This is a genomic window from Escherichia sp. E1V33 (genome assembly GCF_004211955.1).
Taxonomy (GTDB): domain Bacteria; phylum Pseudomonadota; class Gammaproteobacteria; order Enterobacterales; family Enterobacteriaceae; genus Escherichia.
Window position 1 is genome coordinate 33686 of the sequence record NZ_RHJI01000034.1, and the last position, 14856, is coordinate 48541.

The following is a 14856-nucleotide window of genomic DNA, read 5'->3' on the forward strand; positions in this document are numbered from 1 at the left end:
CAGACATGCAATAGCCGGATGCCGCGTCCTACAGCGCCCGCCAGCAACGGATCTCACGTCCGTCAGCCCGCGTCGTTAATGATTGCCGGACTTCGCATCCGCTGGTTGCAAGGGGGCAACGTTCGCGGAAAAAACAGCCCTGTGGCAACGTGCGGTTTCCTGGCAGTTCCGTTTTACGTAATGCCCATTCTTCCTCCAGCGGTTTATCAATGGCGGGGAGGGAGTCCAGCAATAATAGGGTGTACGGATGTGCCGGAGCCGTCAGTACCTGTTGCGCGTCGCCCAGTTCTACAATCTGCCCGAGATACATCACCGCTACCCGATCGCTCATATGACGAATCACCGAGACATTGTGTGAGATCAGCACATAGGTCAGCCCGCGATTTACCTGTAGCGTTACCAGTAAATTGAGGATCTGCGCCTGTACGGAGATATCCAGCGCCGAGGTGGGCTCATCCAGCACAATCACATCCGGTTGCGAAGAGAGTGCTCTGGCAATGGCGATACGTTGCCGTTGCCCGCCGGAGAACGCATGGGGCAGACGGTCGAGATACTCCGGTCGAATACCCACCTGTGAAGCCAGCTCCTCTGCCAACGCTCGCCGCTGTTGTTCACTACTACGCTTAGCTATCCAGAGCGGTTCTGTGATGATGCGCCACACCGGTAAGCGCGGATTAAGCGAAGAGAGCGGGTCCTGAAACACCATCTGCATAATGCGTTGTGATCCTGAACGGATGTATTGCCCGTGGCTCGGTTGCAGCATACCCATTAAAAGCTGTGCGAGGGTGCTTTTGCCGCAGCCTGACTCACCGACGATCCCTAAGGTTTCACCACGGCGGATCTGTAAATCAATACCATTAATGGCATGAACATGTTCCGTAGTTTTACCAAGCCAGTTTTTACGGGCAGGGAAATCGACATGGACATCGCGTAACGTTAATAACGCGTCAGACATTGATGACCTCCTGCTGAGGATACCAACAAGCGCAGTGGTGGTTGTTGTCACCACACGCTGTCAGCGCAGGGACGTTTTCACACAGTACTCCCGCCGCATAGCAGCGATCGCGAAAAGCGCAGCCGTCAGGCAAATGGGTGAGGTTTGGCACCGTCCCTGGGATGGCGGGTAATGGCTGACGCGGTATTCCATGCTCTGGCGCACATTGCTGCAAGCCAATGGCATACGGATGTCGGGGATGATGAATGACGTCTGCCGTCACGCCGCTTTCAATTACGCTTCCGGCATACATCACATAGACGCTATCGCACAATTGCGACACCACGGCCATATCATGGCTAATGAACAGCACCGCAGTTCCGCTGGCGCGGGCTTTACGTTTAAGCAGGCGCAGTACCTGCAACTGTACCGTGACGTCCAGCGCCGTTGTCGGTTCGTCGGCAATAATCAGTTGCGGTTCGCAGGAGAATGCCAGCGCAATCATTACCCGCTGGCGCATACCGCCTGAAAGCTCAAACGGATAGCGTGACATGACTTCGGCGGCATCAGGGATTTGCATCTCTTCCAGCAGAGCAATCGCTTTAGCTCTGGCGTCGTGACGATTTAACGGCTGATGATGGCGGATCACATCCATCATCTGAAGACCTATTCGACGGGTTGGATTGAGGGCGGTCATCGGTTCCTGAAAGATCATCGCCACCCGTGTTCCACGCCACTGACGAAGCTGTTTTTCCCCAGCGTTAAGAACATCTTCTCCCAGCAGTAAAATCCGGCCTTGATGCACGCGATAACTTCCTTCCGGTAGCAGGCGCATGATCAGCATTGCGGTGACTGATTTACCCGAGCCAGATTCCCCCACAAGGCCGACAATCTCCCCGCGGTTGATTTGCAAAGACACATTGTTGAGCGCGTGAACATCGCCGTTAAAACCTGGGAAACTCAAATACACCTGATTCATATTCAATACAGGCTGTGTCATCACTGCTTTCCTCCTGCTTTCGGGTCAAGCAGATCGCGAATACCATCGCCAAATAAATTAAATCCGACGGCAGTAATCAAAATCGCCGCTCCCGGAAATGCGCAATACCACCACTGATCGAGTACATAGTTGCGACCATTCGCCACCATAGCGCCCCATTCAGCACTCGGTTGTTGAGCACCCAGACCAATAAATCCCAACGTGGCGGCCATTAAAATTGCGCTACCAATATCCAGCGATGCCTGCACAATCAGCGGCGGCAGGGAGTTACGTAAAATATGCCAGTTGATCAGATGCCAGCGTGACGCGCCAAAGGTTTTCGCCGCCTGAACGTAAGTGTACTGGCGGACAACTAATGTTTGCCCGCGCGCCAGGCGCACATAAAACGGGATACGCACGATAGCAATCGCCAGCATGGCGTTAAACAAACTCGGTCCAAGAGCAGCAGCCAGCGCCATTGTCAGCACCAGCGAAGGAATCGACAGCATAATGTCCATAATGCGCATGATAATGGCGTCAGCGCGTCCGCCCAGTACGCCTGAAAGACACCCGAGCAGCGAACCAATAATGCCCGCAATGGCGACCACCACTAATCCGGCGAGAATAGATTGCTGGCTACCGACCAGAACGCGGCTAAAAAGATCGCGTCCCACTTCATCAGTGCCAAACCAGTGCGCCGCAGAGGGAGGCAACAGGCGCGCGGTTAAATCAATGGCGTTGGGATCATGCGTTGCCAGCCACGGTGAAAAAACCATCATCAATAACATCACCACAATGATAACCGCGCCGGTCACGGTGAGCGGACTGCCTTTCAGCATCCATAACAGTTTTGTACCGTTAAATCGCTTGCGTTTTTGCGGACATACGACGGGCGTTTCCTCGCTTAACATCATTCATCACCTCCGCGCCCGATACGCGGATCAATCCACAAATAGAGCAAATCCACCACCAGGTTCACCAGCACATAAGCAAACGAAACCACGACCGCAAAGCCCATCACTGCCGGGAAATCGAGCGCCTGTATTGATGTGACTACCCATGCACCCATACCTGGCCAGGCAAAAACGGTTTCGGTGAGCACTGCGCCATATAACAAATCGCCCAGCGCCAGGCCCAAAACGGTAATCGAGGGGATCAACGCATTGGGTAGCGCATAACCTAAAACGATATACCAGCCGGGCAAGCCGCTGGCCCGGGCGGTACGAATGTAGTCTTCACTCAACTGTTCCAGCATCGCTGAGCGGATCTGGCGGGCGACAATCCCCAGGTGAACGAACGCCAGGGTTAACGCCGGTAAGATGAGATGTTGCAGGGCATTGAAAAAGACTTCACCGTTCCCTTCAAGCAGCGCATCAATCAGATAAAAGCCGGTTACACGCGTGGGTGGATCAAGCCAGTCATCAAGCCTTCCGCCGCCGGGAAGAATTTGCAGATGACCATAAAACAGCACAATGACACCCAGTCCAAGCCAGAACGCAGGTGTGGATATTCCGGTTATGGCCATCAGACGGACAAGATGATCCAGCCAGCGATTACGCCAGACGGCAGAGAGTATGCCCAGTGGGATGCCAATCAGTAGCGCCAGCAGCAGGGCGCAAAAGGCCAGTTCCAGCGTCGCCGGGAAGAATATACGCAGCTCTTCCAGCACCGGACGCCCGGTACGAATGGATGTCCCCAGGTCACCATGAAACAGGTCGCTGACGTAGCGGTAAAATTGTACGTATAGCGGCTGGTCGAGCCCCAATTGCTGGCGAATATTTTCCACGATGGCATCGCTGGCGCGGTCGCCAGCCAGCAACCGCGCCGGATCGCCGGGGATCAGGTGCGAGATAATAAAAGTAATCACGCAGACGCCCGCCACCACGAGCACCAGCCCCCAGCAGCGTTGGCGCAAAATACTCCAGAAGGTCACGTTATTTACTCATGGTATTGATATTGAAGACCTGTTCCAGCATGGGATTAAACACGAAGCCTTTCACCTCTTTGTTCATCGCCAGTTGGTAGTTTTTCTGGAACAGATACACATAAGCAGCGTCATCAATGACGATTTTCTGTGCCTGCTGGTAGTCCTGGGTACGCTGGGTCTGGTCGGTGGTCGCGAGTGCATTGCGCAGTAACTTATCGACCTCGCTGTTTTCATAGAACGAGCGGTTACCCGGCAGACCTTTTTTGTCTGATTCAAACCAGTAATTCATAAACATATACGGGTCGGCGAAATCCGGACTCCAGTTGCCAATCGCAATGTCGTAATCACCTTTACCCACTCTGTCGCGCATGGTGGCGTTCGCCAGTTTCTCCAGCTTCACGTTGATACCCAGCTTGCTGAGACTGGATTGTGTTGACAGGGCGATCGGTTCCCAGTTCGGGTCGTTATCGGAATAGAGAAACGTCAGGCTGGTGGGTTTGGTCGTCACTTTATCCCATTCCGCTTTGGCTTTCGTTTCGTCATGGTTGTATTGCATTGCCGTAGCGTCGTATCCCCACATGCCTTCGGGGATCGGCCCGCGCATCTGTTTACCGTTACCGCTAAGAATGCCGTTAACCATCCCCTGATAATCAGTAGACCAGGAGATGGCCCGCCGCAAATCCGCCTGATTAAGCGGCGCTTTGCTGTTATTCAGATACAGATAGGTGACGCGCAGTGACGGGTATTCCGCCACGTTGACTTTATTTTCCTGCTTCAGTGCGTTGAGTTGATCTACCGGCAGTGCATCGGCAATGTCAATGTCGCCACGGGAGAGCTGCAGGCGACGGGAGGCACTTTCACCAATAATTTTTACCGATACCCGTTTGAAGTTCGGTTTATTACCGGGGTAGTGTGGATTTGGCACCAGAACTAATTGCTGACCTTTTTGCCAGCTTTTCAGCATAAACGGTCCGGAACCGGCAGTATTTTGCGCGAGAAAACCGCGTGCATCATCCGCAGCGTGTTCCTTTAAGATTGCCGGATTGATAATGGATGCACCATCATTCGCCAGGGTGTAGAGGAACGGCGCGAATGGCTGAGTGAGGGTAAATTTGACTGTGTGTTCGTCGGGAGCGTCGATCTTTAAATCTTTGGGAAATGCTTCCGCTGGCCCCTGGCCGATTTTTAGTAGCCGCTCAAAAGAAAGTTTAACTGCTTCGGCAGTGACCGGTGTGCCATCGGCAAATTTGGCGTCGTTCTTCAGGGTGAACGTCCACTCTTTTTGGTCGTCAGACGCTTTCCAACCACTTGCCAGATCGCCTTCAACGTCCGTTGAGCCTTTGTCACCATCCGTTTTGTACTGTACCAGTCGCTGATAAGACGGGTAGGTGACAGTCCAGTCGTTATTATCAATAGTGACCGCCGGGTCGAGGGTTTGTGGGTCGGCAGCCTTACCAATCACCAACATATCTTTCGGTACGGCGGCGTGAGCAACCGGCAGTATGGTGGCAAGGACGATCGCGAGCAGTGTAGGGCGAAATGATATCGATCTTTTCATAACAGTTTCCTGATTAACTAGCGTGCTGTGTAGTAGGAGATACAAAACAGGCGAACTGGTCAGCGAGCAGCGGGTAACTTGCAGCCTTCGGTAATTCGAAGTGCCACCATTCGCTGGAGATACCAACAAAGCCACCGCCAGTCATAATTGCATTCAGTAACAGGCGATTACGCTGGGCTGCGGGTGGTACGGAAGGGTGATAAGCATGGGAGCGTTCGTGCATTTCATCGAATCCGGCCCCCATATCCAAAATGAAGCCATGCTCATCACGAAGCGTCAGGTCGATCGCTGTACCTCGGCTGTGATTGGAGCCGACGGCCACATCAACGACATATTGTGGGTCAGGGCAGGCTTGCCACAACATAGCCTGTGCTTGTTGTGGGCGATACGCGTCGTAAATCACCAGTTGTAAGCCCGACAGCTGGGCGATACTGATGCTTTTCGCCAGCGCGGTAAGCGCGTCTTTATGTAACAGACAACGCGCTTGCTGATAAATCGGCTTGCCCGTGATGTTATCGCTGCAAGCGTATTTCAAATCGATCTCCAGGTCAGGGAAGATAACGGCTAAATCAACCAGTTCGGTGGTATCCGACATAAGCGGTTCCTGTATAAGACAAAAATTGCTGCGCTTTCCGCTTATGCAGATCTCATGCCATGTCGGGATAAGCGCCAGATTGCTGGCTTAAAGTTATATATTTTAACTTTTGATCAACATTTGTGCAGCGTAGTGCAGTTTTGGTGCAAGAGGGTGACTTCGGGAAGGAATCTCCTGAAATCGTAGCGAGAATCACATTATTTTAGTGACAGTGTCACGTTTATGTGAAGCCCGCGTGTGCGGGCGGGCGAAAATTATCAGATTTTCAGCGGCAGAACGCTGCTAATCCAGCCAGGTATTTCTTCGGCGGGTAGGGGACGTGAGAAGAAATATCCCTGAATAACGCGACAGTGGATCTTGCGTAATATCTCAAATTGTTCTTTGGTTTCTACACCTTCGGCTACCACCGTTAAATTGAGGTTCTGCCCAATACTGGTAATCGCTTCCAGTAGGGCGAGGATACGTTTTTCGCTCAGACAACGATCGACAAAGCTTTTGTCGATTTTGATTTCCGTTACCGGAAGGCTGACTAAGCGGGATAATCCGGAAAAGCCGGTGCCGAAATCATCGACAGATAAACCTACGCCCATATCGCGAAGGATCTGGATGCGTTTGAAGATCTCCTTATCGTGCTCCATCATCATGCTTTCCGTGATTTCCACCGTCAGCTGGTGGCCGTCAATCGCCCAGGCCTGCATCGCATCAGACACCTGATTGGGTAGCTGATTGCTGCGAAAGTGCAGCGCAGACAAGTTAACGGAAAGCGCCGGGATATGAATATTCTGGCTACGCCATTCTGCTAACTGGCGGCAGGCTTCAGCAATAACCCAACGGCCAATGTTTTCTATTTCGCCAATCTCTTCAGCAAGGGGGATAAACCGTGAAGGGGGAACATGACCATGCTGTGGGTCATACCAGCGAGCGAGGGCCTCGATACCGTACAGCTCGCCGGTTTCCGCAAAGATCTGCGGCTGATAAACCAGTTTTAGTTTGTTGTTGCTGATAGCTTCTTTCAGCGCCGCACCGAGAACCAGACGCTCTTTCACCATTTCGTTCATTACCGGGCTAAAGAATTGCCAGCCGTTACCGCCGTTTTTGCGAATAAAATCCATCGCATTGTGGGCAGTCGAAAGCAGATAGTCCCGGTTTTTACCAACGTCGTAACTGATACCAATGCTTAAGGTTAGCGGGAATGGTTTATCGTCAATCATGACCGGTTTATTAACGACGTTACGAAGTTCATCTGCTATTTGGGTAATGATACTGACGTCGTTTTCCGGGCTAATGAGGACAAACTGTGTACCTTCAATACGACAGAGATACTGGTCAGGTTTAATTTTTTCGCGAAAGCGATTGACCACTTCCAGCAACGCCTGGTCGGCCCACGCATAGCCCAGGCTGTCGATGACATCCTGAATATGGTCAATGCCAATAAGATACACCACCGGAGAGACGGCATTTTCTACCAGGTCATCGAGATAATTGTGCAGGTTATTGCGGTTTGGCAGACCGGTCATCGGATCAAACTGAATGAGCTGCTCGATATGCTGGCGACTTTTTTCCTGTTCCAGCGCCAGGGCGGCCATATGCTGGCTGATATCCGCTACTCGTTCGATAAACGCGCTGGTTACCGCCCCGGACGCTGTTTTGATTTTCAGAATCCCGGCAGGTGCGCCATCGCGCTGGCGAATGGTGACTGACCAGCTTTGCGCATTCTTTACTTCTGTCCCATGAGAGGACGACGCCCAATGCACTGGCATACCATTACGCAATGCATACAACGACACATGGGATTCATGAAGAATGGATTCGATATTCCGGCAGATGATTTCGCCCATTTCATGAAATGGCGGACTGCTACACATCGCGGCGAGAATATTGCCTTCAAGCTCACGAATTTGTCGTTCTTCGGTGATATCGGAGAAGGTCATCACCAGGTTTTGCAGATTAGCCAGCACATCATAAACTGGGCTAATAGAGGCTTTAATCCAGATTTTTTCCCCTGTGCGCGTTAACAACAGAAATTCATCCTGATCACGCGTTGTTTTCCATAGCAGTTGCTGTAAGCGAATACGATTATCTGCCGGATATTCAGGGATGTTAAGCAAAGTATCGGGCTGCATACCGCTGGCTTCGCTGATGCAGTAGCCAAACATTTCAGTAAACGCGCGATTGCACTGCACAATATGGCGTTCCGGGTCCAGCACAATGACCGGGCGGTCGAGATGGTCCACGGCAATAATCAACTGCCGGGTCTGTTCTTTCTGTGCCATTTCTACGCTGGCATCACGGACCAGCGCCAGGTAATAAATTTTCCCTTCAGCAGTGACTTTGGATAGTGCGAAACGGGTCCATATTTTACTGCCGTCTTTTTTCTCCAGCTGCAATTCCCGGCTCATACCTTCAACCCGCGCTTTACCGCCTTCGCGGTTATGGCGGATATATTCTGGATGCGCAGGGCGCAAATTATGGGGTATCAGCATATCAATGTTTTTGCCTATCACTTCTTCGCGCTTATACCCCCACAGCTTCTCCGCAGCAGGATTAAAAAACATTACCTCGTCATTTTCGTTAATTAATACCGCGCCCATCATATTTTGCTCAAGGGCGGGGAAAAAAATGCCGTCGACGGCATTTTCTGCATCGGTTAGCTTCATGATTACCTCTGCATCCGGGCGCATCTAAAGACTGGCTTTCCAGAGTTCAACACGGTTTCTACCTCGTCTTTTCGCGATATACAGAGCTTCATCGGCTATTTGAATTAGGCGTTCATAATCAGGATGTCCATTAAACATGGCGGCGCCAATGGACAGGGAGAGGGCTATGTCTTCGCCGTTTGCGGCTTTCAGTTTGGTTTTTTCCACCCGGCTGCGGATCCGCTCTGCGGTACGCAAAGTGTCATTTTCTGAAGCTTCAGTCAGCACTATGATAAATTCATCGCCACCATAGCGGAAAACATAGTCACTACTGCGAACGTTGTCGTAAAACGCCTGCGAGACCTTACGTAAAATCTCATCACCTGTGTTATGTCCCCATGTATCGTTGATCTCTTTGAATTTATCTACATCAATGATCAGAACAGACAACGGTGTACCGGTCCGATTGGCATGGGCAATTTCGCGTTTGAAGATAGTCGGTAGGAAACGGCGGTTAAGTAGCTTAGTTAACACATCCATTCCTACTTCATGGCGAGAAACTTCTTCAAACAGTTCTCGTAGTAGGGTGATAATTTGCGATACGGTATTTCGTATCTGTAATAAAAACTTCACGCGCAGACTTTTGTTACTCAGATTTTTGGCATGGAGTATTGTCTGATTAAAAACCCCGTCGAAATCCTGAATAAGGCGGGAGATATGGCCCACTTCGGCAATGCCGCTAAAATAATGGCGACCTTTATGGTTAAACCATAAGCCAAAATCAGCCTGGCTTAACGGTAAGCTGCTGCCTAAATCAGAATCCAACAAGACTTTATAAATAACATCTAATTCCCATGAAAGTAGCGAGGCTATTTGCCGTTCTTTTTCTTCTTCGGCATTTTCAAGTAGTGAGAAGATACGATAGTTCTCGTCTTCTTTAGCCGCACTACTGTCACTAAAGGTAAATGCTCTGGTCATCACTTCCATGGCTATATCGATACTGTTAATCGAAAAATGATAAACCTGAAGTTTATCCGCAGGCGAATAATCAGAGGAAAATATTGCTGGATATAGGATTTTCTTCAATACACGAAAACCCATCTCAACTATTTCTACGGGAATGCCAATGCGAGCATGGACTTCGGCTACGGTATGTTGGATTTGTATAAGCCTGTCAACATCGTCCGCTTGCGCAGAGAGCACATCGATAATCCATGTTTCCAGAGCACTTTTAAGTTGCCTTTCAACCTGTTCGTTACTCAAAAACTCTTCGGCATGTGGGTCAGTGCGTACAATTCGATAAAACTCAATACTTAAGTAATGAGCATGCGTTACGGCAATTTCTGCCGCTTTGTTACGAATGAGGGGGTCGACCTGGGCAACTAATCCGGTCCACTCATCTTTCATTCTTTTAAAATACATCTCCATAATTCATACCCTTATACGGCTGGAAAGGCAGACGGAATTGAAAAACGAAACGCAACTCGGTTGGACAGGTTTATGGCACCATATTCTCCTGAAATATGAAGATATACTGAAACGAAATAAGTGACTTATGACAGTTTTAATCTACGCTACTGGTCTTCTGAAGAGTATAGCCTATCGTAATTATTTTTCGGTGATGGTTAATATCGTATGGTTTTTCATATTCATACGTTTTTATCAGGGGAACTATAACAATTTGACTTAAGTTGATTTGATTATTAGTTGAGAATGTTTCGTTGATGACACGCCGGTGTTTAAAGCACCGGCAGTGCCACAAAGTAAGAAAGGGCGTTTAGCTTCCCCAACGGCTTTGCAGATAGCTAACTGCTTGTTGAGTCTGCGGCTTGTTCAGATAGTCTTCGCGGAACAAAATCGTGCCGCTAATTTCTGGCACGGCATCGTTAAGATCGAGCTGCTTTTTCAGTTCTGGCACGCCGCCGTTAACCATCCAGTCAGGTTCTATCTTTGAAGGTTCGCCGACTTTATAGAAGGCGATACCAATATAAAGGCGGGTTTTGGTTGGTTTGACGACATCTGCCCACCATTTTGCCAGCACGTCATAACGCGCGGCGCTACGGGAGAACGGCCAGTAAATTTGCGGGGCTATGTAATCCAGTAAGCCTTGTTCGACCCAACGACGAGTATCAGCGTAGGATTCATCATAAGCTGCTGCCCCGCGCGTATCAGAACCGAGCGGATCGTGTGAGCGATTGCGCCAGACGCCCGCAGGGCTCACGCCAAACTCGACTTCCGGCTTAATGCTTTTAATGGTGTGCGAAACCTTAGCAATTAACTGCTGGGTATTGTTGCGCCGCCAGTCAGCTTTTGACGCAAATGCACCACCGTACTTGCGGTACGTCTCGTTATCGTTAAGCCGTGAATCCGGCGATTCAGTGTAAAAATAGTCGTCAAACTGCACGCCATCTACCGGATAGCGAGAAACCACTTCCGCAACTATCGATGTGATCCAGTCCTGAACTTCAGGGATACCAGGATCGAGAACGAAACGGTCACCTGACGTCCTGATCCAGTCGCGATGTTGCACATAGACGCTGGCCGGCTGTTGAGACAGAGTGCTATTCAGTTCCCTAATAGTTCCGGGCTTTGTATTAACCGACACGCGGTAGGGATTAAACCAGGCGTGTACTTTCATCCCACGCTTGTGGGCTTCGTCGAGAATAAATTGCAGCGGATCGTAACCAGGGTATTCACCAATTTTGCCGGTCATTAGATCGGACCACGGCAAAATCTTCGATGGCCAAAGGGCAGTGCCGTCGGGCTTCACCTGGAAAAAGACCGTGTTAATTCCCAGTCGTTGCAAGTTTTCCAGTTTGTCGATCATCGCCTGCTGTTGCACGCGGACCCGGCTGGTGGGGTTGCTGATGTTAACTGAGGAGACGGGGGGCCAGTCGAGGCGGGACACCGTAGCCAGCCAGATACCGCGCATAGGTTGCGATGATTGTTGTGCGGTCGCTGGTGGTTTTGAGTCTGCAGGCGGTGTCGTCATTGAATCTGGAGGCGTGCTTTTACAACTACACAGTAAAAGTGCCAGTGCAACCAGTGCAGCTGGCCTTTTAAACTCGAATTTCACAGTTCGGGAGCAGATATCCATATATGCTTATTTCCGGTAAACAGATGTGCGCTTATTCTCGTACTTATCTGGGGCAAGTCAATACGGCAATAAGTACGCAAAAGGGAGCGATTAATTTTCGCTCCCTTGTGTTATTACCACTCAGACATGGTTAGTGTTTCTTATCATTCATCACAATATAGTGCGGTGAACGAGCACGTGGATGCAGGAAGAAGTGACCTTTCGGCGCGTTCTGGCTGTTAATTGGCTCCAGTGTAACACCCGTATTCGCTTTGCCTTTACGGTCATGAATGGCATAGAGAATAAACGGTAGAGCAAGTACCACCAGGAAACTTACCACTAATAATTCAACATACATATCAGTAGAATCACCCTGGATATTATCCGGCGGCAGGAAGGAGACGACAAACGCCATAATTGAAGTCAGTAAACCGACAATCGCCACGACCAGTTTAACCCCTTTACCACCAGGGATATTAAATGTGCGTTTTAAGTCAGGATGTTTAAGGACTAACACAATGTAGCCAATAAACAGCATGAAATAAGCACACAGATAAATCACCACCGTCAGTGCCAGCGCGATCAGGAAGGACATGTTGTTACCACCACCGGTGTTTGTGAGGATAATCAACGCGATAGAGGTAATCACCAGCTGGGAAATTACCAGAGTTACCGGCACACCATTTTTGTTCATTTTGGCGAACGCGGCTGGCAGTAGATTTTTCTGAGCGGTGACATACATCCCGCGAGAAGGTCCTACAATCCATGAGGCGATTTCCGCAAGAACACCCAGCAGAAGCAGGGCAGAGATAACGCGAACCGTCCACTCTATTTCCGGTGCCACATGAGACATAAGCACAGTGAAGGTTTGCATTACACCTGCGGACAGGTTGATTTCATTACCTGGAATAACCATCGCAATGGACAAACCGCCTACTGAACTTAAGCAAATCGCTGCCACCATCAGCAGTAACATTGCCAGCGGATAGTCGCGCCCTGGGTTGCTCATTTCATTGACGTGGGTCGCGGAAGCTTCTACTCCCATATAACTCAAAATGAAGGCGACAAACACAACTAAAGTGCCAACTTTCGAGAAATCAGGGAAGAAAGTTTTCGCATCCATTTCGATAGCAACCGGTGCTCCGGAGTGCAGATAAATCGCCGCTAATGCAATCAAAATAAATGCAGGCAGCAGAATGCCCGCAAAGAAACCAACTTTCGCGATTCGCGCAGTATATTTAGTGCCGCCAAACTGAGTTAATGCCAGCGCCCAAAGAATGATCAGCGCCGCGATGGTTTTCGTTACCGGGTCTTCATTCAGTGCTGGCCATTTCAGAATGTAGGAGAGCGCCCCTAACACGAAATAGAGCATTGGAATAAAGCCAATAGCGATTTGCAAATAGCCAAATGAGATAGCTGCAAATCCCCATTTCGGCCCCAGGGTATTTGATACCCAGGCGAACACACCACCTTCTTCCCAGCCGTCCACGGTGGCCATTTCCGCAGCACAAAGACCAACGGGAATAAACCATAAAATCCCGCCTAAGAGCAGGAAGAAAACTAATGAAAAGCCAGATGTTGCGAAGGTAGGGTATTCATAAACAGCCATTACCATCGACGCCGTGATGGCGAAGAAACCCAGTAATGTTAGCTGCTTAGCTTTACCTGTCTGTACTGATGTAGCCATATTATCCCCCTAAAACGGTTGTCCTGTGGAACCGCACCTGTGTTGCTCTGAAGTGCCTTCAGAACAATATTTTCCGTTGCTAATGCCAGTGAACAGACTTCGGAAATTGTCCCGAAACGGGTGCGTTTCGGGACACCGTTACCGCTTAAACGTTATCAGGTATGTTTAAAGCTGTTCTGCTGGGCAATACCCTGCAGTTTCGGGTGATCGCTGAGATATTTCAGGGAGGCTTTGTAGTCTTCCAGTAACAGTTCAGCGAAGTCCATTTCGAAGCCACGACGGCACATAATGCGCATTACCACGATGTCGGTAGCTTCACCGCCGAGGGTAAATGCCGGAACCTGCCAGCCGCGCAGGCGCAGACGTTCAGAGAGGTCATACAGGGTGTATCCTGGATTTTCCCCGTCTTTCAGTTTGAAGCACACCGCCGGGATACCTTCATCCGGGCGCCCCGTACAGATGAACTCATACGGCCCCAGTTTGGCGATTTCATCCGCCAGATAAGCAGCAACCTGGTAAGAGGCGTTCTGTACTTTGGTATAACCTTCACGGCCGAGGCGCAGGAACTCATAGTACTGTGCAATCACCTGTCCCGCCGGACGAGAGAAGTTGATGGCGAAAGTACCAATCTGACCGCCGAGGTAGTCAACGTTGAATACCAGTTCTTTCGGCAGCGCTTCTTCGTCACGCCAGATCACCCAGCCGCAGCCCAGCGGAGCCAGACCGAATTTATGGCCTGAAGCACTGATCGATTTCACGCGCGGCAGGCGGAAGTCCCAGACAATATCCGGCGCCACGAACGGCGCAAGGAAGCCACCACTGGCGGCGTCGATGTGCATGTCGATGTCGATACCGGTATCCGCCTGGAATTTATCCAGTGCATCGTGCAGCGGTTGCGGGAACTCATAGTTACCGGTGTAAGTCACGCCGAAAGTCGGCACCACGCCGATGGTGTTTTCGTCGCAGGCCTCAATCATACGTTTCGGATCCATGAATAGCTGGCCGGGACGCATAGGGATCTCACGCAGCTCTACATCCCAGTAGCGGGCAAATTTATGCCAGCAGATTTGCACCGGGCCGCAGACCAGGTTTGGCTTGTTGGTCGGCTTACCTGCGGCTTCCATACGTTTGCGCCAACGCCATTTCATCGCCATCCCGCCGAGCATGCAGGCCTCGGAAGAACCAATGGTGTTGGTGCCAACGGCCTGGCCGTTTTTCGGCGCAGGCGCGTGCCACAGGTCAGCAACCATGTTCACACAGCGCAGGTCGATGGCTGCGGATTGCGGATATTCTTCTTTGTCGATCCAGTTTTTGTTGATCGACAGGTCCATTAATTTATGGACATTTTCGTCGTCCCAGGTCTGGCAAAAAGTTGCCAGATTCTGACGCGCGTTACCGTCGAGAAATAATTCATCATTGATAATTTGAAATGCGACATCATCACGCATTTCATGCAGCGGAAAA

General features: G+C 50.4%; 11 protein-coding genes. All 11 read right to left on the reverse strand.

The window, feature by feature from the left end; translation table 11 throughout:
- Positions 1-28: 28 nt before the first annotated feature.
- Positions 29-955, reverse strand: a complete 927-nt coding sequence (locus D9742_RS22265; RefSeq protein WP_130238273.1) for an ABC transporter ATP-binding protein — start codon at positions 953-955, stop codon at positions 29-31.
- The gene (locus tag D9742_RS22270) at positions 948-1934 is read right to left on the reverse strand and encodes an ABC transporter ATP-binding protein (protein ID WP_130238285.1); all 987 of its coding nucleotides are present in this window, start codon (positions 1932-1934) and stop codon (positions 948-950) included. Before D9742_RS22270 ends, D9742_RS22265 begins: the two co-directional genes overlap by 8 nt.
- A complete protein-coding gene (gene ddpC / locus D9742_RS22275; RefSeq protein ID WP_130238274.1) occupies positions 1934-2827 on the reverse strand; it encodes a D,D-dipeptide ABC transporter permease in 894 nt (297 codons plus the stop codon). The genes D9742_RS22270 and ddpC overlap by 1 nt, the downstream gene beginning before the upstream one ends.
- Entirely contained in the window at positions 2824-3846 is a 1023-nt protein-coding gene (locus tag D9742_RS22280) for an ABC transporter permease (protein WP_130238275.1), read from the reverse strand. Before D9742_RS22280 ends, ddpC begins: the two co-directional genes overlap by 4 nt.
- 1 nt (position 3847) lies before the next feature.
- The gene (locus D9742_RS22285; protein WP_130238276.1) at positions 3848-5398 is read right to left on the reverse strand and encodes an ABC transporter substrate-binding protein; all 1551 of its coding nucleotides are present in this window, start codon (positions 5396-5398) and stop codon (positions 3848-3850) included.
- A 13-nt stretch (positions 5399-5411) separates the two neighbouring features.
- Positions 5412-5993, reverse strand: a complete 582-nt coding sequence (gene ddpX, locus D9742_RS22290) for a D-alanyl-D-alanine dipeptidase (RefSeq protein WP_130238277.1) — start codon at positions 5991-5993, stop codon at positions 5412-5414.
- A 257-nt stretch (positions 5994-6250) separates the two neighbouring features.
- Positions 6251-8650 carry an oxygen-sensing cyclic-di-GMP phosphodiesterase DosP gene (dosP, locus tag D9742_RS22295; protein ID WP_130238278.1) on the reverse strand — a complete coding sequence of 800 codons (2400 nt, stop codon included), beginning with the start codon at positions 8648-8650 and terminating at the stop codon, positions 6251-6253.
- A 24-nt stretch (positions 8651-8674) separates the two neighbouring features.
- Positions 8675-10057, reverse strand: coding sequence for a diguanylate cyclase (locus tag D9742_RS22300; RefSeq protein ID WP_130238279.1), 1383 nt, complete (start codon positions 10055-10057; stop codon positions 8675-8677).
- Between the two features lie 349 nt (positions 10058-10406).
- Complete coding sequence (locus D9742_RS22305) at positions 10407-11726, reverse strand: glycoside hydrolase family 10 protein (protein WP_130238280.1); 1320 nt, start codon at positions 11724-11726, stop codon at positions 10407-10409.
- 130 nt (positions 11727-11856) lie between these two features.
- Complete coding sequence (gene gadC, locus D9742_RS22310) at positions 11857-13392, reverse strand: acid resistance gamma-aminobutyrate antiporter GadC (protein WP_130238281.1); 1536 nt, start codon at positions 13390-13392, stop codon at positions 11857-11859.
- Between the two features lie 155 nt (positions 13393-13547).
- Positions 13548-14856, reverse strand: a 1309-nt coding sequence (locus D9742_RS22315; protein WP_130238282.1) for a glutamate decarboxylase, incomplete at its 5' end; no start/stop codon positions are given.